The 24,985-nt window shown below is 62.9% G+C and carries 21 protein-coding genes; 14 read left to right on the top strand and 7 right to left on the bottom strand.

Annotated elements, in window-relative coordinates:
- The first annotated feature begins 18 nt into the window (after positions 1-18).
- Complete coding sequence (locus tag ACFQ50_RS01375; RefSeq protein WP_377993794.1) at positions 19-327, top strand: hypothetical protein; 309 nt, start codon at positions 19-21, stop codon at positions 325-327.
- Here the strand turns inward: ACFQ50_RS01375 and ACFQ50_RS01370 are convergent.
- Positions 324-1,328, bottom strand: a complete 1,005-nt coding sequence (locus ACFQ50_RS01370) for a LacI family DNA-binding transcriptional regulator (RefSeq protein WP_377993733.1) — start codon at positions 1,326-1,328, stop codon at positions 324-326. The genes ACFQ50_RS01375 and ACFQ50_RS01370 overlap by 4 nt on opposite strands.
- Positions 1,329-1,892: 564 nt before the next feature.
- On the opposite strand from ACFQ50_RS01370, the gene ACFQ50_RS01365 reads away from it, so the two are divergent.
- From ACFQ50_RS01365 to ACFQ50_RS01330, 8 genes are all read left to right on the top strand, one after another.
- Positions 1,893-2,909 (top strand): LacI family DNA-binding transcriptional regulator, encoded by a 1,017-nt coding sequence (locus tag ACFQ50_RS01365; protein ID WP_377993732.1) that lies wholly within the window; start codon positions 1,893-1,895, stop codon positions 2,907-2,909.
- 145 nt (positions 2,910-3,054) lie between these two features.
- Positions 3,055-5,235, top strand: coding sequence for an alpha-galactosidase (locus ACFQ50_RS01360; protein WP_377993731.1), 2,181 nt, complete (start codon positions 3,055-3,057; stop codon positions 5,233-5,235).
- Positions 5,236-5,279: 44 nt separating this feature from the next.
- Positions 5,280-6,551, top strand: coding sequence for an ABC transporter substrate-binding protein (locus ACFQ50_RS01355; protein WP_377993730.1), 1,272 nt, complete (start codon positions 5,280-5,282; stop codon positions 6,549-6,551).
- A 96-nt stretch (positions 6,552-6,647) separates the two neighbouring features.
- On the top strand, positions 6,648-7,583 hold the full coding sequence (locus ACFQ50_RS01350; RefSeq protein ID WP_377993729.1) for a carbohydrate ABC transporter permease: 936 nt from the start codon (positions 6,648-6,650) through the stop codon (positions 7,581-7,583).
- The gene (locus ACFQ50_RS01345) at positions 7,583-8,452 is read left to right on the top strand and encodes a carbohydrate ABC transporter permease (protein WP_377993728.1); all 870 of its coding nucleotides are present in this window, start codon (positions 7,583-7,585) and stop codon (positions 8,450-8,452) included. The genes ACFQ50_RS01350 and ACFQ50_RS01345 overlap by 1 nt, the downstream gene beginning before the upstream one ends.
- A 183-nt stretch (positions 8,453-8,635) precedes the next feature.
- Positions 8,636-8,869, top strand: a complete 234-nt coding sequence (locus tag ACFQ50_RS01340; RefSeq protein ID WP_377993727.1) for a GntR family transcriptional regulator — start codon at positions 8,636-8,638, stop codon at positions 8,867-8,869.
- Positions 8,870-9,181: 312 nt separating this feature from the next.
- Positions 9,182-10,360 (top strand): LacI family DNA-binding transcriptional regulator, encoded by a 1,179-nt coding sequence (locus ACFQ50_RS01335; RefSeq protein ID WP_377993726.1) that lies wholly within the window; start codon positions 9,182-9,184, stop codon positions 10,358-10,360.
- Between the two features lie 453 nt (positions 10,361-10,813).
- Positions 10,814-12,376 (top strand): IclR family transcriptional regulator, encoded by a 1,563-nt coding sequence (locus tag ACFQ50_RS01330; RefSeq protein ID WP_377993725.1) that lies wholly within the window; start codon positions 10,814-10,816, stop codon positions 12,374-12,376.
- Between the two features lie 104 nt (positions 12,377-12,480).
- Here ACFQ50_RS01330 and ACFQ50_RS01325 read toward each other — a convergent pair whose 3' ends face one another.
- From ACFQ50_RS01325 to ACFQ50_RS01300, 6 genes are all read right to left on the bottom strand, one after another.
- Positions 12,481-13,167: an extracellular solute-binding protein gene (locus ACFQ50_RS01325; protein ID WP_377993724.1), complete on the bottom strand. Its 687-nt coding sequence runs from the start codon at positions 13,165-13,167 to the stop codon at positions 12,481-12,483.
- An 80-nt stretch (positions 13,168-13,247) separates the two neighbouring features.
- Positions 13,248-13,481 carry a hypothetical protein gene (locus ACFQ50_RS01320; protein ID WP_377993723.1) on the bottom strand — a complete coding sequence of 78 codons (234 nt, stop codon included), beginning with the start codon at positions 13,479-13,481 and terminating at the stop codon, positions 13,248-13,250.
- Between the two features lie 103 nt (positions 13,482-13,584).
- Positions 13,585-14,598: an inositol 2-dehydrogenase gene (gene iolG / locus ACFQ50_RS01315; protein ID WP_377993722.1), complete on the bottom strand. Its 1,014-nt coding sequence runs from the start codon at positions 14,596-14,598 to the stop codon at positions 13,585-13,587.
- Between the two features lie 92 nt (positions 14,599-14,690).
- On the bottom strand, positions 14,691-15,572 hold the full coding sequence (locus ACFQ50_RS01310; RefSeq protein ID WP_377993721.1) for a sugar phosphate isomerase/epimerase family protein: 882 nt from the start codon (positions 15,570-15,572) through the stop codon (positions 14,691-14,693).
- Positions 15,569-16,651, bottom strand: a complete 1,083-nt coding sequence (locus ACFQ50_RS01305; protein ID WP_377993720.1) for a Gfo/Idh/MocA family protein — start codon at positions 16,649-16,651, stop codon at positions 15,569-15,571. Before ACFQ50_RS01305 ends, ACFQ50_RS01310 begins: the two co-directional genes overlap by 4 nt.
- 154 nt (positions 16,652-16,805) lie before the next feature.
- Positions 16,806-18,416, bottom strand: coding sequence for an IclR family transcriptional regulator (locus ACFQ50_RS01300; protein ID WP_377993719.1), 1,611 nt, complete (start codon positions 18,414-18,416; stop codon positions 16,806-16,808).
- Between the two features lie 307 nt (positions 18,417-18,723).
- On the opposite strand from ACFQ50_RS01300, the gene chvE reads away from it, so the two are divergent.
- The 5 genes from chvE (at position 18,724) to ACFQ50_RS01275 (ending at position 24,974) form a co-directional block, all read left to right on the top strand.
- On the top strand, positions 18,724-19,884 hold the full coding sequence (gene chvE / locus ACFQ50_RS01295; RefSeq protein ID WP_377993718.1) for a multiple monosaccharide ABC transporter substrate-binding protein: 1,161 nt from the start codon (positions 18,724-18,726) through the stop codon (positions 19,882-19,884).
- 71 nt (positions 19,885-19,955) lie between these two features.
- Complete coding sequence (gene mmsA / locus ACFQ50_RS01290; RefSeq protein WP_377993717.1) at positions 19,956-21,494, top strand: multiple monosaccharide ABC transporter ATP-binding protein; 1,539 nt, start codon at positions 19,956-19,958, stop codon at positions 21,492-21,494.
- Positions 21,491-22,732: a multiple monosaccharide ABC transporter permease gene (gene mmsB, locus ACFQ50_RS01285; protein ID WP_377993716.1), complete on the top strand. Its 1,242-nt coding sequence runs from the start codon at positions 21,491-21,493 to the stop codon at positions 22,730-22,732. The genes mmsA and mmsB overlap by 4 nt, the downstream gene beginning before the upstream one ends.
- A gap of 77 nt (positions 22,733-22,809) precedes the next feature.
- On the top strand, positions 22,810-23,889 hold the full coding sequence (locus ACFQ50_RS01280; RefSeq protein ID WP_377993715.1) for a maleylacetate reductase: 1,080 nt from the start codon (positions 22,810-22,812) through the stop codon (positions 23,887-23,889).
- A 146-nt stretch (positions 23,890-24,035) separates the two neighbouring features.
- Entirely contained in the window at positions 24,036-24,974 is a 939-nt protein-coding gene (locus tag ACFQ50_RS01275) for an aldo/keto reductase (RefSeq protein WP_377993714.1), read from the top strand.
- Positions 24,975-24,985 lie beyond the last annotated feature (11 nt).

Here is a 24,985-nt window from a genome sequence, read left to right as displayed (position 1 = left end):
CGGCGAACACAGTCTCCGATGTCAAAATGCACGGCCGATGTCACAGGGTCGGCCAACGCGGGCGCAACCAACGGCTCGGGGTCGGAGCCCCCGGCGCCGGTGGACGTCAATCCGTTGGCTTCAACGCCGGACACCTGCAAGGGACTCGATGCCGTAGAGACCTTCGCCCGCGACCTTGAACGGATGATCCGCACGGCGGCAGGTGCGGAGGGCTACCTGACCCAGGCATGTCAGACGGAAGCAGGAACGTTTCTCCACGTGGAGATCTCAGGTGTTGGCTCACTCGTCGTCGCCATCCGGCAGACTGGGCACGGGGCCGGCGTTTAGGCTATGTCCGCGTTGCCCGTGGTGCTTCCTCTGACAATGAGCGTCGGCTCCAGCAGGGTGTGCAGCGGCTCTTCCGGCCGGTCGATGAGGACCGAGACAAGGGCGCGGGCAATGCCCAGCGCTGGTTGGCGAACGGAGGTAATACCTGTCCGCCCAAAGCTGGCCACGGGTGAATCGTCGAAACCTGTGACGGCCAAATCTGCGCCCGGGACTATCCCAAGCCCCTCAGCGGCAGAAAGCGCCCCAGCGGCAACACGGTCCGATATGCAAACCAGACCAGTAGGTGGTTTGGGTGACAGCAGCAATTGACGCACGGCCGCCTCTGCAGCCCCAACCTCATCGGGTACCGGTACGACCCGCTGCGGAACCACCGACGCCTCCAGGGAGTACCGCCTGCAGGCGTTGAGGTATCCGTCAAACCGGGCAATGTTGGTCGGCCGGTCCTGTGTGTCGCCGATAAAGGCGAGTTCGCTGTGGCCAAGTCCGACCAAATGGTCGACCCCCAGTTCGATACCGCGGGCAACATCGGTTGCAACCCAGCTCCAGGGCACACGCTCTCCTGCAAATGTGCGACCGTAGGCGACGAAGGGAATGTTGCGTTTGCTGAGTTCGGCCGGCCGGGGATCATCTCCTTTGACATCGGAGATGACAACACCTGAGATCACCCGGCCGTAATACAGATCGTCACAGGACTCGATCTCCGCCTCCTCGGAGGCCTCCGCGATCAAGGTCAAGTTGCGCTTCTTTTCCTGGCTTGCAACCGCGAGCTCATGAAGAAACTCGTCCATGTAGGGGTTGCCCCGATTGTTGTTGAAGGCATACGCGATCTGGCGCGGTTCGGCCAATCGAAGGCTTCGCGCCACAAGGTTGTTCCTGTAGCTCAAGGTGCGCATAGACTCCAGGACTGTCTCGCGGGTCCGGTCCGAAACAATCTCAGGGCGGTTGATGACATTTGATACCGTCATGACGGAAACTCCGGCGTGGGCGGCAACATCGGACATGCTGGCCAACCGTCCGTTCGGGCTGCTTTTCCTCTTAGTCACTCGTACCCGTACCTCTCCCACGACTTCGTTCTACGTGGACGAAGAGAGTACAGCTCAGTCGTGCACGACGCTTCATACATACCCGCCGGCCCGCGCGACTGCAAACGCAGTGAGCGCGCATCATATCCACCGGCAGACATACCTGATTTTAACGTTATATTACAAGGACTTTTTGCACAACCTTCGGGCAGGAGCTATGGGAGGCGCCTTGGGGTGCTCCGGCTGGCGTGATCAAAGGCTCCGAGCCCCGGCTCCTTCCGCAGCTCCGGGCAGTTCGCGCCAGGTGGGATATACATCGCTGCCTTGCAGGCACGGCTTGTGAGTTACCCGCATTTCAATTGCATGGGCGATGATTGGTGTTGTGAATGATCAACGTATTCATTGCCTCTCCGAGAGCCGGTCATGACCGGACATTCTTTTCAAGACCAGCGCAAGGTTGGGTTGCCGCCCGGACAAGAAGCTGGCGCTCCGTCGCCCGACGGATCGACACGACCACTTTTTCAGCGTGACGGCGGAACGGGGATGTCCGGTGAGCGCAAGAGGCCGCCGACGATTGCCGATGTCGCCCGGGTTGCCGGCGTTTCGCAGCCTACGGTCTCCCGCGTCCTCACCGGCAACATTCCGGTGCGCGAGGTGACGAAAGACCGGATCCGGGCTGCGATGAAACAGCTTGGCTACCGGCCGAACGGTGCGGCCCGCGCGCTGGTTCAGGGGCGGCAGCCGATTGTCGGTGTCATCACGCGTGACACGGCCTTGCATGGCTACACCCGGATGCTGGCCAACATTGAAAGCCGGGCGCGCCAGGCCGGCTACCTCGTTGCCATCGTCGCCCTCGACCCCGCAGACCTGCAAAACGCGACCTCTGCTCTGGATCTGCTGCTTGGTCAACCTATCCTCGGCGTCGTCGTCCTGGACTACACCACCTACGATGAGCGTTTGAAGGACAGCCTGGGAACGTTGCCCATCTCCACGGTGATACATGGCGACCAAACCGATATCGATGTACCGCATGTGCGCGTCGATGACAGGCGGGCGGCGTACGAGGTCACGAACCATTTGCTCTCGCTCGGCCACCGGACCGTTCATCATGTCGCCGCGCCAAGCCGCGGCGGGGAACCGCATGTCCGCGAGAAGGCATGGCGTCAGGCGCTGACCGATGCAGGCGCCCGCGTCCCTGACGTCCACCGAACCGACTGGTCAATCACTGCCGCACGCGAGGCGGGCGCAGCCCTGGCGCGCGACCCCGACGTCACGGCGATCTTTTGCGCCAACGACGAACTCGCGTTCGCAGTGATGCGCAGCATCCACGAAGCGGGCAGGCGCGTCCCGCAGGACATCAGCGTCGCAGGAATCGACGACGAGCCCCTTGCTGCGGCCTGGGTTCCTGCCCTCACCACCTACCGGCTTGATTTTGACTGGGCCGGAGTGGCAGCACTGGAACTGCTGATGGAACTCGACGAACCCAACCGCACGGCCGGCATGCCGTCATACGGGCTTGTCATCCGGGAAAGCACGGCTCCTCCCGCCTCCACCGCCTGAGCTTCCGCTCGGGCCAAGCCAGGCCGGAACTCCTGACCTTTTAAAATGATCAACGCTTGCATGCGCGAATGTCAGGACATATGCTTTTCTTCAATCGGAAATGATCAACGCTTTCATTGAGCGGATCGACGCAAAGGAGCATCGTTTGGACACCACGCAGACCTCGCCAACCGCCACCGTTCTGGCAGTGCAGGAAGGGGCAGCATCCGTTGCCCTGCGCCCGTTCCGCTTCGAGTGGAACACGGGCGGTATGCGCCTGGCCTTCACCGCCGATACCGACCTGCCCGTGGTCCTGAGCGGCGTGAGTGACATGGATTCCGCGGCGACGCGTACCCTTCAGCCGATTGTTGAACTCATCTCGACCGGTGACGGCCGTTCCCGGACAACGACGCGCTTCACAAATACGGGGGTAGGTTCCCGTCTTCGCTACGCCAGCCACGCTGAAAGTGTCCGGGACGGAGTTGCCGAGCTGGAGGTTGTGCAGCGGGACGCCCTGACGGGCTTGGAGGTGACGACGACGTTCACCGCGTCACCGGCATTGGCGGCTGCCCGCGTGAAGACGACCGTCGTGAACACGTCGGACACTCCTGTGATCCTTGAGGCAGTCAGTTCCTTCTCGGCCGGGGCATTCGTCTATCCCGGCGAGTCGACGAAGGACCTGCTGCTGCACTCCGGTACCGGCGAGCAGCTGGCAGAATTCCGCTGGACGACCCAGTCGCTGTGGAGCCAGGAGAACCTCGCCGACTTCAACTCGGCCAACATGAACCAGCCCGGCCGCGGCGGTGTTGAGAAGGTCAGCACCTCGACCTGGTCAACGGCGCGTGCCCTGCCGACCGGCGCCCTGGAAAACAAAGTCACGGGACGTTCCTTTGCGTGGCAGATCGAACACAACGGGGGCTGGCGCTGGGAGATTGATAACGTCCGCGAGGGCGAAGACTCCGTGGCCCTCGTCCTGCTCGGCCCGGAGGACCTCGACCATCACTGGTCGCACAAACTTGAGCCCGGCGAGGCATTCACGTCCGTGCCGGTCTCATTCGCCGTCGGTGGAGCCGGGTTCGAGAGCGTCATCGCGGAGCTCACCCGCCATCGCCGGTGGCTGCGCCGCCACCAGACGGCCGATACCGGCTCAATACTGGTCTTCAACGATTACATGAACACGATTAACGGCGACCCGACGACCGAGAAACTGCTCCCTCTCATCCAGGAAGCGGCAGCAGCCGGCGCCGAGTGCTTCTGCATTGACGCCGGCTGGTACGACGACACGGCAGCCGGCGACTGGTGGCCCTCCGTCGGCGAGTGGCTGCCCTCCACCCGGCGCTTTCCCGACGGCGGACTGGCACGGGTGGTGTCGGCGATCCGGGATGCCGGCATGGGAGTCGGGATCTGGCTGGAGCCTGAGGTCATCGGCGTCGACAGCCCGGTCGCGAAGCAGCTCCCGGACGGTGCCTTTCTGCAACGCCACGGACACCGCGTCACGGAGCACCAACGCTATTTCCTTGACCTGCGCCACCCCGCCGCCCGCGCACACCTGGACACGACATTCGATCGGCTCATCACGGCGTTCGGCATCGATTTCTTCAAGCTCGATTACAACGTGACCCCAGGGCCGGGTACGGACTTCGAAGCCTTCTCAACCGGCGCGGGCCTGCTCGGGCACAACCGCGCCCATCTCGACTGGTTCGCCGGGCTCCGCCGCCGGCACCCCAACGTGGTCTTCGAGAACTGCAGTTCCGGGGCCATGCGGGCCGACTTCGCCATGCTGGAACTGTTCGACTTCCAGTCAACCTCTGACCAGGAAGACTTCCGACTGTATCCGGCGATCGCCGCCGGAGCGCCGGTCCAAATGCTCCCCGAGCAGGCGGGCAACTGGGCCTATCCGCAGTCGTGGATGACCCAGGAGGAGATCGCCTTCACCATGGTCACCGGCCTCAGCGGCCGCCTTTACGCTTCCGGCTACCTCAACCGGATGAACCCGGACCAGCTTGAACTCGTGCACGATGCCTACAGGCAGTTCAAAGCGACCCGTGACAACATCGCCGCCTCCACTCCGGGCTGGCCTGCCGGACTTCCCCAGTGGTACGCCGACACCATCGCGCTGACGCTCTCCGGCCCCGAGGCCGACCTGCTCTACGTCTGGAACCGCGGCGATGAAAACTCAGAAATCTCGCTGGACCTCGGCGACAGCGTCAGGGCAGGGCAACTCGTTGAAATATACCCCCGCACCCTTGCCCCCTGGGACGTTACCGACAGCCCGGGCAACACCGTTCTGATGCGACCGGGCATCAGCGGCCCCACCGCACGGGTCTACACGATCCAGCGGGCCTAACTCCTCCACCCCATCCGCAGTAACCCAACCACGAAGGACAAGCAATGAAGCTTTCTAGCAAAACGGCACGGGCAGCTATGGCTGCTTTCGGTGTCGCTACCCTCCTCGTCAGCGCCACCGGATGCGATCGCGGCACCACCGCCTCCAGCAGCAGCGATGAAGTTCAGCTGTTCCTTAACGGTGGCACCGACACCCCCCAGTACAAGGCGATGACGGATCTCATCGCCAAGTTCAAGACGGAGAAAGGCATCTCCGTCAAGATGACCGCGGCGTCAACGGACTACGAGGACCAGATGAAGGTCAAGCTCGCCTCCGGTGACATCCCCGATATCTTCACCACCCACGGCTGGTCCCTCCTTCGCTACAGCAAGTTCCTCGAACCACTCACCGACCGGCCCTGGGCATCCAAGGTCAACAAGGGACTGGATTCCGCAATGCGCGACACTGACGGCAAGATTTACGCCTTCCCCGGCGCCTTCGACACCGCCGGCATCGCCTACAACAAGGATGTCCTGGACAAGGCAGGCATCGACCCGGCCAAAATCACCACTTGGGACGCTTTCGACGCCGCAGCGGCGGCGGTTGCGGCCAAGGGGAGCACCCCCATCTTCTCCAGCGGCAAAGCCCAGGGACCGGCCGGGCACATGGCCGACTACCTGGCCGCGGACTCGTTCACGGACGCCGAACTCACCCAGATGAAGGACGGCACCTTCGTCACCACCGCCTACACCAAGGTCCTGGACAGGGTGAAATCCTGGCAGAGCAAGGGCTGGTTCAACAAGGACTACTCTTCCGCTTCCGAGGATGACATGGCCCGCGCTCTCGCCAACGGAACAGCCGGCTTCGAGATCTACAACAACAACATCCTCGCCACGGCCCGGACCTACAACCCGAACGCCAATGTCGGATTCATCCCGCTGCCGCCCACCAACGGCGATACCCCGTACCTGATCGGGGGCGAAGGCATCGACTCGTTCGGCGTCTCCAAGACCAGCAGCCACAAAGACAACGCCCTGGCGTTCCTTGACTTCCTCGCCCAGCCGGCCAACGCAACTGCCCTCGCCGAAGCAAACGGCGCCGCCGCAGGCCTGACGGACGTCAAGGTCGACTTCGGCAAGCTCACCGCCAGCTACGACAAGTACGTCACCAGCGGAACCACTCCGGTCAAGCCCTACTTCGACCGCGTGTACCTTCCGAACGGCTCATGGAACACGATGGTCGCGACCACCGACTCCGTGATCTCCGGACAGTCCGAGGTGGCTGGCGCCGTCGACCAGATGAAAAACCAGTTCGCCACACTGTACGGCCAGAAATAACCCAAAAAAGGGGGCCCGTCCACGAACCAGCAGACGGGCCCCCATCAGCCTCACCTTCGGCACCGCCGACCCAAAAACCTCGCGAAAGCAAGAGACATGAGCCAACAAACCACCCTCCCCCGGGCAGCCAAGGGGGTCGAATCCCAGACAGAACGCCGGCCGCGGCGGCGCCGCGGCGGGTCCATGAACCTGATGTACGTGCCGGCCATCGCCATGGTTGCCATCTTCATGCTCTACCCCCTCGTCCAGGGCATCGGACTCGCGTTCACGAACTGGGACGGATACTCCCCCACCAAGGCTTTCGTCGGACTCGACAATTTCGCACGGCTCTTCACCGACACGACATTCCAGACCGCGCTGGTTAACACACTCATTTACGGCATCGGCTGCACAGTGCTGCAGCAGGTGCTCGGACTCGGACTCGCCGTCGCCCTCGACGGCGCCGGCCGCAGCAAGGCCTTCGCCCGGGCCCTGATCTACCTGCCCGTGCTCGTCTCGCCCGTCGTGATGAGCATGATGTACTACTTCCTCTTCCAGTACGACCGCGGCGCCCTGAACGACATCCTCGTCTCGATCGGATTCGACCGGATCGCCTGGCTCTCCACCGGCCCCGGAACGGTCACCATCGTCGTACTTATCAACACGCTTCAATTCGTCGGCATCTCAATGGTCATCTACCTCGCCGGCCTCCAGAGCATCGGCCAGGAAATCAACGAGGCCGCCGAAGTGGACGGAGCCCGCGGACTGCGCCTCTTCCGGTCCATCACCTTGCCCCTGTTGCGACCGGCCATCATTTCCAGCGTGATCATCAATCTCATCGGCGGGCTCAAACTCTACGACGTCATCCAGGTCCTCACCGCCGGCGGCCCAGGATACTCCTCACACTCAGTCTCGACCCTGATCGCACGCAGCTACTTCGGCCAGCAGGCCGCCGGCTACGCCTCCGCCATGGGCGTCGCACTCTTCGTACTGATCGCCGTGGTCTCAATCTTCCTGGTCGCGCGCATGGACCGCACCGGAAAGGACCTCTGATGGCCACCACAACCGCACCGAAACGGACCGCTCCCCCACGCGTCAGGCACACCTCCCAAGCCGGACAACTCGGACGCTGGATCTTCATCGCCATCGCCGTCATCACACAGGTGACCCCGTTCTACCTGGCCCTGACCACAGCCTTCAAACCCATCACCGACACCACCTCGCTATGGCTCCCACCCCTCAGCGGCGGAACACTCGATAACTTCGCCACAGCCTGGGACTCCGGACACCTCGAATGGGCCTTGGAGAACGGCCTGATCGTCACCGTCGTCAGCACCGCACTCACCTGCATCGTCGGCGCCATGGCCGCCTACCCCCTCGCGCGCCGCAGCACGAAACTGAACCGTTTCGTCTCACTGGCAATCCTCGGCATGCTCATGGTCCCACCCCTGAGCATCCTCGTTCCCCTCTACACAATGCTCGCCCAGCTCGGCCTCCTGAACACCTACGTCAGCCTGATCCTGGTCCTCACAACCCTGCAGCTGCCCCTCGCGGTGTTCCTGTTCACGCAGTTCATGCGGACACTGCCGCTCTCACTCGAGGAAGCAGCGGCCATCGACGGCGCCGGACTCACCACCACGTTCATACGCATCGTGCTCCCCTCGCTCAAGCCCGTCTTCGCGACCGTCGTGATCCTCACATCAACCAATGTCTGGAATGAGTTCGCCATGAGCTCCTACATCCTGAACAAAGCCGAAGTCCGCACACTCGCCCCCGCCGCAGCCAGCTTCTTCGGAACCCAGGGAAACAACATCGGAGCCGCAGCCGCCGCCGCGCTCATCGGACTCCTCCCAATCCTCATCGCATACCTCTTCCTCCAAAAATACTTCGTCAAGGGTGCGCTGGCAGGCGCAGAGAAGTAGACGTGGGGCTGCACAGGTCACAGCACTCAGGATCACCAGAGGCCCTGCCAGACCGTCCCTTGAAAAGAATTCAAAGACCAGAGTCCCGGCCGCACGGGACTGCAGGCCAGACGGAACCCCCTCAACGATAGCGCCGCGGAGTTCCTCGACATCGGCCCGCAAGATCAAAGGAAGCCCGTAGTGATGGACATACAGATTCTCAAGCACTCTCCCGTACCCCTGTATTTCCAGATAGCCGAAGCAATCCAAGCCGAGGTACGGCGCAACAACCTCGCCAAAGGACACAAACTCATGAGCGAAAGCGAGCTGGCTCAGCAGCTGAAAGTATCGAGGGGCACCATCCGCCATGCCATGCAAATCCTCGCCGATAGGCACATCATTACGCGAACCCAGGGATCCGGAACAAACGTGGCCTAAGGCTGGGCCACATCCGTATCCGTGAAAGCTCCGGGCAATCCAAGGCAACGATCTCATCATGAAGGTTTTCAGTTCCGAGTCAGCCAGGGAAAGATCAAGCTCTTAGCCGTAGGCAGTCCGGCGATGCCGGTGCTCGGCATCGTGGTGATGAACGCGGCGGCCTCTCTTTCAACGCGATTGCAGCGGAACCGCGACCTGATTGCCCCGGCTCGCTCACGGGGACTAATAGCAAACGAATAATCACCGATACCAGGTATTCAACGACGAGATGTTGCAACCATCGGCAGGCGCTTCCAAAGGAGCAGGTGGGTAATGAATAAGAAAAATGTTAGAAATGATTCCCTCTCTAGCTCCACTACGCCCAGCCCCCGCTGCGACCCGCAAACTGTGGGTATTGGGGATCGCCAGCGGGATCGGAATCATCGTGCCTCCGTGGTCGACGTCGCCAAACGAGCCGGAGTGTCCACCCAGACCGTATCCCGCGTGGTCAACGGCGAACGATACGTCCGTGGCAGCACCCGCGACCAGGTGATTGCGGCGATGAACGAGCTGGGGTACCGGCCGAACGGTGCCGCCCGGGCACTCAAACGCGGCAGCTTCCGCACCATCGGGGTGATCACGTTCTCACTGTCGTCGCTGGGGAACATGCGCACACTGGAGGCCATCGCGCTGCATGCAGCACGTCAGGACTTCGCCATCACGCTGATACCGGTCACCGCCCCCACCCGGGCCGGGATCCAGGGCGCGTTCTCCCGGATGGGCGAGCTCGCTGTCGACGCCGTTATCGCCATCATGGAAGTCCACCTCCTGGACGCAGCCACGGTGACGCTGCCGCCGGGAGTGAAGGTGGTCGTCGTCGATTCCGACGCCGGCGAGCAGCACAGTGTGGTGGACACCGACCAGGCCGACGGCGCCCAAAAAGCCGTCAAGCACCTCCTGGATCTCGGCCACCAGACCGTCTGGCACGTCGCCGGCCCCGAGGAATCCTTCGCCAGCGAACGCCGCTCCGCCGCCTGGCGCAGCACCCTTACCGCAGCAGGCAAACCCGTCCCGCCGGTGATCCGTGGCGACTGGTCGGCCGAGTCCGGCTATGCCGCCGGTCTTCGGCTCGCCGACGAACCTGGCTGCACCGCCGTGTTCGCCGCCAACGACCACATGGCCCTCGGCCTGCTGCGGGCCTTCCGCGAAAAAGGAAGATCCGTCCCGGAAGACATCAGCCTGGTGGGTTACGACGACGTCCCGGAAGCCTCCGCCTACGCTCCCCCGCTCACTACCGTCCACCAGAACTTCGCTGACGTCGGCGAACGCTGCGTCGATAACGTCCTCCAACAACTCCGCACCGACACCGCAGAACCCGGCGTGACCCTGGTGCCCACCGAACTCGTCATCCGCCAAAGCACCGCACGCCCAAATCAGGCTCGCAATTCGGTTCGCACACCTTTTTCGGCGCACCGGTTAGGAGACATAGATACGAAACACGGCGAGCCCTGAATCTCTCGGCGGTTTCTGGAAGCTAATAAGAAGTCTCGCAACCATCGGTTTATAAGTCGGGCGTCGGCGGCAGGGTGGGGACGTGACGTATCCAGTTGATGTACACCCCAACCTGATACCCTCGGCCTAGCTCTTGACCTTCTTTTGAGAAGGCCCAGAACTCAAGCTGACAGGTCGATGGTTGGACTAGGTTGCTGGACAGCGGATTGAGTGCGAGTGCCAGCTCGACGGCTTGTCCTGAACCGGTTCTTCACGGCGGCCGACTGCGGCGACTCGTCGCATATACTGGACAGAATGTTCGGGCAATACAATCTGCCTGGGTCGCTGTCATAGAACGGTGCCCGGTCCAACCGCAGTTTCCGCTAGGCGCGAGCCCGAAGGACGCCGTCCGGCCCGGCTCTCCTCGATTCACATCGCCTGCGGCGCGAGGCAGTTCGACACGAGGGGTGCAACATGACGCAACCAGCAAAGATGATTCAGCTGGTGCTTAAAGCAACACAATTGGTGGATCAAGCATCCGCCCTCGGCCCCTCGACTCCGGCGGACCTGGCAAAAGCTGTCGACGAACCGCGGCCTACCGTCTATAGGATCATCAGCTCGCTGGAACAGTCCGGGGTTCTCCGCCGTGAGCCGGGCGGGCTCGTTGAATTGGGCACCGGGATCTTGCGGTTGGCCGAGGCGGCAACCGATGCCCTCCTCGATCATGAAGCCCTTAATGCGTTGCTCGGGGGCATCCAGTCCGAGCTTGGTCTAACGGCCGCATTCTGGATTCCACGCAACGGCACCGCCGTCTGCCTGGAGCAGGTGGACTCCACCGAAGTCGATCTCCACGAGCTTTCATCAGGGCGGATCCTTCCGCTCCACACCGGTGCCGCATCCCATGTCCTCCTGGCATGGCAATCCCCCGAGGTACTTGACACGATCCTCGCTCAAGCCCCCTATCCGAAATTGGCGTCAAGGACGCCCGTTGACGCCGAGACACTCCGCCGACTGGTCGCAGACACCAAACGCGAGGGCTGGAGAATGGAATCCAACGAGGTTGTCGATGGGATCGCAGCGTTGGGATTTCCCGTATTCAACGCGGATGGCAGCATCTTCGGTGCGCTGACAGCAGCGGGTCTGGTCGACCAGGTCGTCAACCAGCAGGAAGAAGCCAAAACCGTTCTTGCGGTAGCCGCGCAGAGCCTGACCGATCTCATGGCGGGGTTCAAACCGGTTCCGACCGCCAATGAGTTTAATGCCCCTGCGTCGAACGAATCGGTACTGGCCAAGGCCAGCTCCATCATGGATGCGCTGGCTGTCGAACGCGTCTCGACCTCCGCGAGACTCGCCGACCTCATAGGCGAACCCATCAGCTCCGTATACCGCATGTTGGGAACCCTTGTTGAGGCGGGTTGGATAGAACAGCTTGGCCACCGCGGTTCCTATCGCATCGGCAGTAAAATGATCTCCCTCGCGGGGAATCTATTGAACCAACTGGACTTGCGACGGGCTGCGCTTCCCGTGCTTCGCGAAATCCACGATGCAACAGGGGAGACGGTATTCCTGTGCATCCGGAGCGGTACCCGGGCCGTATGTATTGAGCGCATAGACGGTAAGCGCGTCAACAGTCGCCGCTTGGCCCTTGGAAGCTCATTGCCCTTGCATATCGGTGCCGCCCCCCGCGCACTGTTGGCTTTCGACACTGCCCCGGCCTGGGAGGAGTACGCTGCGGTCATGAGTCAGAGCTCGGACTTTAGTCTCGGCGCGCGATCCCGAGCGGAATTCTATGGAAAGCTCAAAGAAATCCGCGATGCTGGCTTCGCTCTGAGCGACGACGAAGTCACCATGGGAATGGCCGCCGTCGGTGCCCCAATTTTTGATCACCGTGGCCACGTGATGGCGTCCCTATCGGTCAGCGGCCTCCGCGACGCCATCCTCCACCAACCGGATTCCTCACCCAGCATCATCGACTTGGCCTGCGATGGGGCACGACGGCTTTCAACCTACTTTGGTGCCCCAGGATCCTGCATCTAGCGGTTCAACTTGCCCAAGGCCCCCGAAGGGCAGCGTTGGTGCGGCCCATGTGGGGACCCGCTTCGACAAACCGTCCGGCAGGTCGCGGAGGATGGGGATTGGTCCTAGTGTGCAGGGGTCGTGGGCAGTTCCAGCATGGTTTGCACGTACGCTCCTTGGGCCGTCGTGGAGGTGAGGAAGTTGGCGAACGATTCCGCTTGGGCCGGATCGCTGGATTGGGCGCTGACTGCTGCTGAGAAGTCGGTATAGTGCTGTAGCTCTGCCGGAAGGGGGCCCACGATCTGAGCCTGGGGAACGAACAGCAGTTCGCTAAGCTGTTGGATTGCCACGTCGGCGTTGCCTGTGACGACGGCCTGGGCAACGTAGCCTTTATCGACGATGGTGGCGCTGGCTCCGACGTCTTCTGTCAGGCCGAGTTTGTCCAGGAGCGTCGCGAAGTAAGCGCCGCTTGCTCCGGTGCCGGAGTACGCAACCGACCTGGCGGCTGTAATGGTCCGAACGAAGGACTCGACAGTTGAAATATCGGGCGCCGGCACGTCAGGAGCAACTGCTACACCAATGCCGGCTCGTGCAATGGGCGTGAGGGTGCTTGGATCGATAACAGGGGTCAGGGTCCGGAAGGATTCGGTTACGGCGATCATCACGTCGAACGATTCACCAGCGTCGATGCGTTTAAGCAGTTGGCTTGTTGGCTCGAAGACTGCCTCAACGCTGATCCCCGATTCCTGTTGACAGACGGCGATGACTTCGTCAAGGGCTTTCTTGACGGCCGGGGAGCTAAAGACTTTCACTGGGGTTCTATCTTTCTTGTTGGTCCTTCTCGGCGGGGCGAAGTGCCGGAGCCCCCGATGTCCATTGCCTAAGTGCCCGCTTACGACGCCCTGAACTGAGATAGGGGCACGGCAAGGCCGACGCTTGTCGGGGTGTCTGGGATGAGGTCTTGCATCAGGAGCATGCGGCGCTCACCGTACACGTTGTCTCTGATCCATACGACGCCGATTTCGGGGGAAGCTTCTACGACGGTTCCGCGGATAGGGCCGTTCCGCTCGACGCTTGCGACCACGTCGCCTTCACGGACACTCCATGCCCATTTTCCGGTTGACATTCCGTCTCCTTGAGACCCGGCGCTGGCCGCGCACCACTGCATATTTCATATGGTGGAAGGGAGGCCAGGGCCGATAAAGCTGAAGGGAATTGTGGCGGGGTTGTTAGAACTCGACGACGCTCACGGTCTTGCCGGTTACGGCGGATTCCGCTGCTGCATTGGCCAAGACGAGGGCCGAGACTCCGTCCGCGAAATTCGGTGAGGTGGGTGCTCCGGTGCGGATGGACTGGGCGAAGGCTTCCAGTTCGGCGTAGTAGGCCTGGGGGTAGCGTTCGAGGAAGAACGGCAGGTACGCGTCTGCTTCTTCTGTCCCTGCGGCGCCGGACTTGCGGACTGTCGTGGGAGTAACGTTGCCGGCTGAGAGCATTCCCTGAGGGCCGAAGGCCTCCAGTCGCTGGTCGTAGCCGAAGGCGCAGTGGCGCGAGTTTGTGATGGTGATGAGCTCGCCGTCGCTGCCGCGCAGGGTGACAACGGCGGAGTCGAAGTCGTTGAGCTCTGCAATGTCTTTGCTGAAGACGTTGGATGCCACGGCAGACACCTCGACGATGTTGGGAACGAAGGATCGTGCCATGTCCAGGTCGTGGATCGTCATGTCCCTGAAGATGCCGCCGGAACCGGCGATGTAGTCGCGCGGGGCCGGTTCGGGGTCACGGCTGGTGATGGTGAGCTGTTCGAGCTTGCCGATTTCTCCTGCTTCGACCCTGGTGCGCACTGCGGCGAAGGAGGGATCGAAGCGCCGGTTGAATCCGAGCATGATCGGAACGGCGGAGTCCTTGATCTGTTCGCGGCAGGCGAGGACGGTGTCGATGTCGAGGTCGATGGGCTTTTCGCACAGGACAGCGAGGCCGTGAGCAACCGAACGCGAGATGAGGTCCACGTGGGTGCTGGTGGGTGAGCCGATGATCACGCCGTCGATGCTGGTGTCGGCGAATACTTCTTCGGGGTCCTGCACGGCACGTGCGCCGGTGCTTTCTGCCAGTCGGCGTGCCCCGTCGATGAAGGGGTCTGCGATCAGAACGAGGTCGATGTCCGGGTGGGCGGCGATGTTGCGGGCGTGTACCTGCCCGATGCGGCCGGAGCCAAAAAGGGCCAGTCGGAGGCGTTTGTCATTGGACATGGTGTGTGGCCTTTCAGGGAAGGGAATGTGGGGTGTCCGCGGTGCCGGATGCCGCCCGGACGGTGCTGGTTTTGTGGGTTGTGAGGTTCCGGTCAGCGGGCGAGCGTGATGCCGGGGAAGCAGTTGATCGCTGTCTGGTAGGCGCGCTTGAGGCCCTCGGCGACGGGGAGGCTGCGGTGTTCGGCGGAGATAATCTCCACTCCCCAGGTGCCCTTGTAGCCGGCGTCGAGCGTTCGTTGTATGAACGTGCGGGTGTCGAAGTCGCCCTCACCGCAGTAGGCGCGGTTGTTGATGGTGTCTTCGAAGATGGTGCCAACGACGTCCTTGTAACCGTCGTCGATCTCCACAGCAAAGACCCTGTCCATGGGAACAACGTCCCAGAGGTCATCGTGGGAAAGACCGGACCTGTGGGTGTGCCAGATGTCGATCATCAGGCCCGCGGCGGGGCTGTCTGAGTGGGTCACGACTTTAACCGCTTCCTGCGCGGTACGCAGGTGCGAGAACGGTGTCGCCTCGAGGGCGAGCCTGACGCCGGACTCGGCGGCTTCGTCTGTCAGGTCGGCGAACGCGCTGGCCATCCTCGAGAGCGGGAGGGGGTTCTCCGTCATGCCGGCGCCGACCTTGATGTGCCGGGCACCCAGGGTCTGGGCGGCCTCGAACAGTTCGGCGCGTTGGATATCGGATTCGGCCCGTTCGGATCCGGTGGCCCACCAGCCGTTCAGGAATTCGACTTCAATGATGTCGATGCCTGCGTCGCGGATCATGCGTCCCAGCTCGGGGTAGCCTATGGTCCGGCGTGCCTGCAGCAGATCGTGGTGCACCAGTCCGATGCCTGACCACCCGGTCTGTGCGATGAGGTTGATGCGCTCCTGAATCGGGATGGGGCTGGTTTCGTCCGGGCGTCCGGGGGCGGTATCGCCGGCGCTCACCCAGCAGGTTGCAATCAGCTGCGGGGTTACATTTTCGTTGTTCATGCCGTCTCGACTTCCATGGATGCTCCCTGTTCCTTCTCTGAGCGGTAGCAGGCCTCGACGATCCGTGCGACGGCCAAGGCGTCGGCGACCGGGGCGACGACGGGGGACCCGGTGCGGATGCTGTCGATCCAGCCGCGCATTTCAGGGTGGAAGTTGCTGATGTTTTCCAGTTCGGGCAGTTCGGAGAACTTGTTCACTTCGGTCCGGGCAAAGGGCGGGGTGAAGTGGCTTTGGGTCCATTCGGTCCAGCCGGCGCGCCAGCCGGCCCGGTCCTGGTCCACGTAGACGCGCAGCTTCTGGGGCAGGATCCCGATTTCCAGCATGCCGCCGGTTCCGTAGACGGAGATCCTGGAGCTTTCGAACCACTCGAGGTGGTCGTGTCCGTCAAAGCTGAAGGTCACGGACATGTCCGGGTAGTTCAGCAGGACCGCGGCCGAATCTTCCCGGCTTGTCTCGTCCGACAGGCGGCCGGACTTGTGGACACGGGCGTTGACGGAGTCGGGTGCGCCGAACATGTGCACCAGGGAGTCGAGCATGTGGCATCCGATGATCCACAGGGCGCCTCCCATGTCGGCAGGCTGGTTCAGGTGCGCGGTCAGGTGTTCGCCGACCAGGGCAGCCCCGCGTGCGGAGACGGAAACCACGTCACCAATCACGCCGGCGTCGATAAGTTCCTTGGCCTCTGCGATGGACTGGGCGAGGCGCACGTTGTAGCCGACCTGTACAACCAGTCCGGGAGCGGCCTGGGATTCAGCCTCGGCCAGCTGAAGCAGGTCTTCAACGGTGCCGCCGCCGGGCTTTTCGACGACAACGGACTTGCCGGCGGCCAGTGCCCGCAGCGCATGCGGGACCATGTCCTTGCTCTTGGAGTGGACCATGATCGCGTTGATGCGCTGGTCCTGGAGCAGCGAGTCAATGTCGCGGGCCTCCACGTCATACTTGTCGGTGAAGTACTGCAGCCGGGGATCGTCGTCCGCGGCCGCAACCACTTCCACCCCTTCGATTTGGCGCAGGGCGCGAACCCGTGCAGAGGCGTGCGGGTGGGTGATTCCCAGAAGTCCTACGACAATCGGTTCCAACGCATTGTCTCCTTCGACTGAGCACCTGATTGGTGCGGTGATGTTGCTTGTATTTGCTGAGGCGGGCAGCGGTGCTCCGCCAAACAAGGAAGATTGGATTCAGTGTCACCTAATGGACACTCTGTCCAAAGCATGTCATGGCTGCGGCGTTGGGTCAAGCTATGGCCTGAGGCACATTGGCCCCCTTCTTTGACGGAGTGTGCGGCGCCCCAAGGTAGCCGGACAAGGCCTGGGCTCCCCGGAGCAGGAGATTGACGATGGGCTCTACGCCCTCGGGCGGGTTAAGGATGCCCTGGCGGAGCCCGCTGATCGACAGGGAGGCTGCAACCTCGCCGCGGTGGTCGAAGATGGGCGCTCCGATGGCGGTGATGCCTGGGGTGACGTTGTTGTCGCTGATCACGAAGCCCTGGTCGCGGATGCGCTCCAGGCTGGCGTAGAACTCCGAGCGGGAGCGAACGTCAAGCCATGGTTCGCCGCTGCTGGCGACTATCGCAGCGTATTCGTCCCACGAGGATCGGTCTTCAAAGGCGAGCAGTGCCCGGGGGGCCGCGCCGACATGGAGCTGAAGCGATTCCCCCAGCTTCAGGACGCGGCTGTTGACCCGGATCCCGTCGATGCGCTCGATGCAGACGGCGCGGGGGCCGCGCCGGATGCACAAGAAGGTCGTCTCACCTGTTTTTTCGTGGATTTCGCGCAGGATTGGGGCCGCGGCCCGGCGGATATCCAGGCGTCGTGTGAGTTCGCCCGAGAGGGCAAGCAGCTTGGTTCCCACCCGGTATGCCCCGCGGTGACCGATCTGCTCCACCCATCCGGATTCTGCCAGGGTAGCCAACATCCGGTAGATGGAACTCGGGGGCTCTTCAAGCATCTCGGTCAGCCGGGCGGACGTTGCAATGCGTTCTTCTGCCAGCGCCGACATAAGGGCGCTGGCTTTGGCGATGACGGCGGGCGCGCGTGAAGAGTCCCGCTCGGAGCCCTCCGGAGGGTCAAGGCGGGGCGCGTCCTTGGAGTCGTTCGGGTCTTCCTGGGCCATGGATGCGGTGATGGCATGGGCTGCAGTGTCCAGGATCCGCCGTGCCGTCTCCTCGTGGCCGGGAACGCTTCCGCGGAGCCCCGCGGCAGATATGGCACCCAGCAGGCTCCCATCCTGCCGGAAAACTGGCACCGCGATGGAGGCGACGCCTTCAATCATCTCGCTGTCCTCAACGCTCCAGCCGCGGCCGGCAGTCTGCTCGAGCCTCTCCCTCAGCTGCTCCCCGGTAAGCGGCGTCTGCGACGCGATGCCCGGATACGGCCCTGAGGTCAATACGCCCTCCCGGAATTCCGAGGATCCAAAGGCCAGGAGGGCCTGGGAAGCGGCTCCGGCGTGGAGCGGCAGGATGCGTCCCGGCGCGAGTCCGAGCAGGTCGACGTCGGCGCCCTGGATCTGGTCCAGGCATACCCCACCGTTCTCACGCAGAACGCAGAAGTAGGCGCTCATGCCCAGCTGCCCGCGGATCCAGCGCAACTGCTTCCGCAGCTCGGCGCGGTCCACGAGTGCGTCAGCCGCCGCATCGCCGAGCTCGAATATTCCCGTGCCCAGCTCAAGCTTGCCGTCCCCGGTCAGGCGGACGAGCTTCTCCTTCTCCAGGGCTGCGACGATCCGGTAGACGGTCGGCCGCGGTTCGGACACGACCTTGGCCAGTTCCGCCGGCGTTGAGTGGCCAATCCTGGCCAACTCATCGATCACCTGGCTGGCCTTTTTCAACAGCTGAATGGTGCTCACCAACCGCCTCTTTCCTAACCCCTCGTTGGGCCTCTAAGCACTCGTGTGGCTACCTTCGCGCGGATGCGCTGCACGGGACCTTCGGCCAATGCTGTCCGCCCCGCCCCAGCTCCCCGGAAGACCCGTAGCGCGGTTCCCCAAATGTAATTTGGAACACGACTAGCGCCACCAGCTGGTACTGTGCGAACATGGTGTCCATTGTACGGCACCAAGTGCTCGCAATCACATCTGAATTTCAGGCGCGGCGGTCATGCCGGCGCAGAACTGACGCCTTCAGCGTCACGCGGCTCTCCAAAGGAGGAGAACGGTGTTTAAAAAAATCTTCTTGTTCGCTGCAACAGCAGCCACGTCACTGGTACTTGCTGGTTGTGCGGGCGGGGGTGCAGGCAGCGGCAACGGTGCCGGCGGAGGAACCCAGGCTCCCGCCGACACCCGGATTGGTGTCTCGCTGCCCAGCCAGGACGAAGAGCGGTGGATCACCGACGGCAAGGCCATCAAGGAAGGGCTGGAGAAGGTCGGTTACCAGGTGGACCTCCAGTACGCCAACAACGACATTCCGACCCAGCAGCAGCAGGTAGACCAGATGCTGACCAAGGGAGCAGACCTGCTGATCTTGGCTCCGCTGGACGGAACGGCGTTGGCACCGCAGCTGCAGCAGGCGGCAGGTTTCAACATCCCCATCGTCTCCTACGACCGGTTCGTCAGGAACAGTGCCGACGTTGACGTCTACGTCACCTTCGACAACTTCAAGGTCGGAGCGCAGCAGGCCACATCACTGCTGATCGGGCTGGGTGTCCTGAACAAGGACGGCTCCGAGGGGTCCGCCAAGGGCCCCTTCCAGATCGAACTGTTCGGCGGCTCCCTTGATGACAACAACGCAACGTTCGTCTTCAACGGCGGCATGTCGGTTCTGCAGAAGTACATCGACAACGGCACCCTCGTGGTGAAGTCGGGGCAGAACAAGCTTTCCCAGGTAGCGACGGAGAACTGGTCCCAGCAGAAGGCGCAGGAGCGCATGGATAACCTGCTGACTGCCAGCTACAGCGGCGGAGCAGCCAAGCTCGACGGTGTCCTCACACCCAACGACAGCGTCGCCCGCGGCGTTATCACCTCGCTGAAAAACGCCGGCTACGGGCCCACCCTGTCCTCAAAGCCCAAGCCGATGCCTGTCACGACCGGTCAGGACGCCGAAGTTGCCTCCGTGAAGTTCGTCAATGACGGTGTGCAGTTCTCCACCGTGTTCAAGGACACCCGCGCCTTGGCGGCCCAGGCTGTAAAGGCCGCTCAGGACCTGCTGGCCGGAAAGGACCCGGAAGTCAATGACACCAAGTCCTATGACAACGGGTCGAAGATCGTCCCATCGTTCCTGGTACCGATCCAGCCGATCTACAAGGACAACATCAAGCCCGCGCTAATCGATTCCGGGTACTACACCTCTGAAGAGGTCGCAGCCGGCCGCCTTAAGTAGGCGCCCCCGGGAGGGGCACACAGTGCCCCTCCCACCCTTCTCCCCTACAAGACCGATAGGACGGCGGGCCAATGGCCGACCACATCCTGGAAATGCAATCCATCACCAAGACCTTCCCCGGCGTGAAAGCGCTGTCCGGCGTTTCGCTGGCCGTGGAACGCGGAGAGGTCCACGCCATCTGCGGCGAGAACGGCGCAGGGAAGTCCACCCTCATGAAAATCCTCTCCGGCGTCTACCCCGCCGGAAGCTACGGCGGTGACATCCTGTTCAAGGGGCAGACGTGTTCTTTCTCCGGCATCCGGGATTCCGAGCACGCCGGCATCGTGATCATCCACCAGGAACTGGCCCTCGTGCCGCACCTGTCGATCGCCGAGAACATCTTCCTGGGCAACGAACGCCGCGGAGCATCAGGTCTGATCGACTGGCACAAGACGAACGCCGAGGCCGCCGAACTCCTCGCCTCCGTCGGTCTGCGGGAAGAGCCCACCACCCCGGTGGGGCACCTCGGCGTGGGCAAGCAGCAGTTGGTCGAAATCGCCAAAGCCCTATCCAAGGAAGTGCAGCTGCTCATACTCGACGAGCCGACCGCCGCGCTCAACGACAACGACTCCGCCCACCTGCTCGACCTGGTCCGGGCCCTTCGTGACCGCGGCATCACCTCGATCATCATTTCCCACAAACTCAATGAGATCGAAGCGATTGCCGATCACACCACCGTCGTCCGGGACGGGAAGACCGTGGAAACCCTGGACATGGCAGATCCGGACGTGAACGTCGACCGCATTATCCGCGGGATGGTCGGCAGGGACCTCGAAGCGTTCTACCCCGACCGTGATTCTAACCCGGGCGAGGTCGTTCTCCGGGTGGAGGACTGGACGGTCAAACACCCCACCCAGGACCGCCTGGTCGTCGATGGTGCGAGCTTTGAAGCCCGGGCCGGTGAAGTCATCGGCGTCGCCGGACTCATGGGCGCCGGACGCACCGAATTGATGATGAGCCTGTTCGGCCGCTCCTACGGCAAGTACGTCTCAGGCAAAATTTTCATGCACGGCAAGGAGATCCACACCCGATCCGTCGCCGCAGCCATCGAAGCACGGATCGCCTACGCCACCGAGGACCGCAAAGCCTTTGGCCTCAACCTCATTGATGACATCGCCCGGAACATCTCAGCCGCCGCGCTGGGCAAACTGGCGAGCTGGGGCTTCGTGAACCACCACGAAGAGGCACGGGCGGCCGAGTTCGCGATGAAATCGATGAACATAAAGGCCCCGAACGTGAAGTCGATCGTCGGCAAACTCTCCGGCGGGAACCAGCAGAAAGTCGTGCTCTCGAAGTGGCTGCTCACGGACCCCGAGGTACTGATCCTGGACGAACCCACCCGCGGCATTGATGTCGGCGCAAAATACGAAATCTACACCCTCATTAACAGCTTCGTGGACGCCGGAAAGGCAGTTGTGGTCATCTCCTCTGACCTGCTCGAACTGCTCGGCACCTGCGACCGCATCTACGCGCTTTCTGCAGGCCGGATCACCGGGCAGCTGCCCAAGGCTGAAGCATCCGAGGAACGCCTCATGACACTCATGACCAAAGAGAAGGAACTCACAGCATGACCGTGACAGCCCCCCGGGGATCCCAAAGGAAAGATACGCCGGCCGCAGCAGCGGTCGTCAATACCGGAACCAGCGAAATCCGCGAGCTGTTCACCCGCAACCTGCGTACCAGCGGCATCTACGTCGCCCTGGTGGCGATCGTGGCCCTGTTCGCCGGACTCACCGGCGGCGCCTCACTCGGTCCCGGAAACATCACCAACATCGTCCTGCAGTACTCCTACATCCTGATCCTGGCCATCGGCATGGTCATCGTGATCATTGCAGGGCACATAGACCTGTCTGTGGGTTCCGTCGTCGCTCTGACTGGTGCCGTTTCGGCGGTCGTCGTGATCCAACTCGGCCAACCATGGTGGGTCGGCGTCGTCGCCGCCCTCGCCACCGGCCTGGCCATTGGAGCCTGGCACGGCTACTGGGTCGCCTACGTCGGGATTCCGGCGTTCATCGTCACCCTCGCCGGCATGCTCCTCTTCCGTGGCCTGACCCTGGTCGTACTCAACAACGTCTCCCTCTCCCCCTTCCCGGCCGACTACGGCCAGATCGCATCGGGCTTCCTCAACGGCCTCCTGGGAGGCGCAGGATACGACGTCTTCACGCTCCTCATCTTCGCCATCGCCGTGATCGGCTACGCCTTCAACCAGTACCGGACCCGCAAGACCCTGATCAGCTACAACCAGCTTGTCCCGTCATTCCCGCTGTTCATCGCCAAAATCCTCGTCATCGCCATCGCCGTCATGGTCTTCGCCTGGCAGCTCGCCATCGCCCGCGGTATGCCGCTTGTCCTGATCATGCTTGCCATCCTCATCATGGTCTACAGCGTCCTCATGCAGCGCAGCGTCTTCGGCCGCCAGGTCTACGCCATCGGCGGCAACGTCGTCGCAGCCGCCCTGTCAGGCGTCAAGGTCCGCACCGTCAACTTCTGGATCTTCGTCAACATGGGCTTCCTCTCCGCAGTGGCCGGCATCGTCTTCTCCTCCCGCTCAAACGGAGCCCAGCCCGGCGCCGGCAACATGTTCGAACTCGACGCGATCGCCGCGGCCTTCATCGGCGGCGCGGCCGTCACCGGCGGCGTCGGAAAAGTCGTGGGAGCCATGGCCGGCGGCCTCATCATGGCCGTCATGAGCAACGGCATGCAGCTGATGGGCATCGACCAGTCAGTGCAATCAGTCGTCAAGGGCCTCGTCCTGATGCTGGCCGTCGCCTTCGACATCTACAACAAACGCCGCGCCGGTTCCCGCTAACCGCCTCCCGCACAAAGAAGCCCCGCGTGAAATGAACCATTACGCGGACACCACCCCTTCAAAAAGGAGCCCCTCTGATGACCCACCAGTTTGTATACGAAGCCCTCCCCATGCGGGTGCGCTTCGGCGTCAACTCCCTCACCGCCCTTCCCGAAGAACTCGACCAGATCGGACTCAAGCGCGTCCTGGTCCTCTGCTCGCCCGAACAGGAAGAAACCGGCAACCGGGTAGCCGAGGCCCTGGGTGAGCGCTGCGTTGGCGTCCTCCCGGAAGCCGTCATGCACGTGCCCAACGAAGTTGCACAGCGGGCCAGCGACGAGGCCTCCAGGGTCGGTGCCGACGGCTGCGTCGCCGTCGGCGGCGGTTCAGCAATCGGACTCGGCAAAGCAATCGCCCTCAAGCACGGGCTGCCGATCGTTGCCGTACCCACCACGTACGCCGGATCAGAAATGACCCCCGTATGGGGACTGACGACCGACGGACGCAAGGAAACCGGCAAGGACCCCCGGGTGCTGCCCCGCAGCGTCGTCTACGACCCCGAACTCACCGCGACCTTGCCGGCCGCCATGTCGGTGACCAGCGGCATCAACGCCATCGCCCACGCCGTGGAAGCCCTCTACGCCCCGGACGCTACACCGATCATCTCGCTGATGGCCGAAGAAGGCGTCAGGGCCCTCGCCGCAGCGCTGCCCGCCATCGTGGCCGACAGCTCCGACCCCGAAGCCCGCAGCAACGCCCTCTACGGATCCTGGCTGTGTGGCGCCTGCCTCGGCGCCACCACCATGTCGCTGCACCACAAGCTCTGCCACGCACTCGGCGGAACCCTCAACCTGCCGCACGCCCAAACCCACACCGTTGTCCTGCCCCATGCCCTGGCTTTCAATCAGCCCGCCGCGCCCGAAGCGACGGCTGCCCTGTCACGGGCACTCGGCGGCGCTGCAGATCCCGCCGAGAGGCTGTGGCAGATCGCCGGCGAACTGAATGCCCCCCGGTCCCTGGCCGAGCTGGGCATGAAGGAAGAAGACATCGACCGCATCGCCGAAGAAGCCACCAGCCGCTCCTACGGCAACCCCCGCCCCATCACCTACGACGACGTCCGCGGCATCCTGCACGCGGCATGGGCCGGCAAGCCACCGAGCGCCAACCCCACCGTCTAGCCCCAAAGGTCCACGCTCCGCCATCAGTTCAGGGCGTGGGCCTCGCGGAGCCAGGCGGAGTAGGACCCTCCCTCACGGGTACACCCACAGGAGGGTCCTACTTCCACCCGTCCCACACATTTACAAAACCAACTAGGAGGCAGACCGTGGTCACCAAGCGGACCATCGCCCCAGGAATCACCGTATCCCCGCTAGCACTCGGCACGAACGTCTTTGGCTGGACCGCTGATACCGAGACGTCGCACCGGGTCCTCGACGCCTACGTCCAAGGTGGCGGCAACTTCCTGGACACCGCCGACTCATACTCGTTCTGGGCCGAGGGAAACACAGGCGGAGAGTCGGAAACGATCATCGGCAAATGGCTGGCGGGAAGATCCGACCGCGACGACCTCGTCATCGCTACCAAGGTAAGTCACCACCCGCAATTCGCCGGCATGGCCCCCCAAACGATCCGGGCTGCCATCGACGCCTCGCTGACCCGCCTAGACATCGACGCCGTAGACATCTACTACGCACACTTCGACGACCCCACAACTCCCCTCATCGAGAGCATCGCGACACTGTCCGAACTCGTCGACCAAGGAAAAATCCGCTCAATCGGCATCTCGAACTACACAGCGGAACGAATCAAAGAATGGCTCAACATCACCGCCCGCGAAAGCTTTCACGCGCCCGTCGTCATAGAGCCCCAATACAACCTCGTCGAACGAGGAATTGAAGCCGATATCCTCCCCCTGGCCCGCACCCACGGCCTCGCCGTCGTGCCCTACTACTCCCTCGCCCACGGCTTCCTGACTGGAAAATACGACGACGGCGAGGAAATCGAAAGCCCCCGCGCCCCAGACGCGGCAAAGTACATCAACGCCCACGGCCGGAAAGTCATCGACGCGGTCAAAAGCGTCGCCGATCAGCACTCCACCCAGCCCGCCTCCATCGCACTGGCATGGCTCGCAGCGCAGAACGGTGTCGCGGCCCCCATCGCCAGCGCCCGCACAACCGACCAACTCTCGCCCCTCGTTGAATCAATGCAGATCCAGTTGACCACCAAGGATCTGCAGCTGCTCGACGAGGCATCGCAACTCTGAGTCCCTGCGCG

It is taken from the genome of Arthrobacter sp. NPDC056493, assembly GCF_042795115.1.
Taxonomy (GTDB): domain Bacteria; phylum Actinomycetota; class Actinomycetes; order Actinomycetales; family Micrococcaceae; genus Arthrobacter.
The sequence above is the reverse complement of the archived record's forward strand: the minus strand, read 5'-3'. Positions and strand labels throughout refer to the sequence as shown.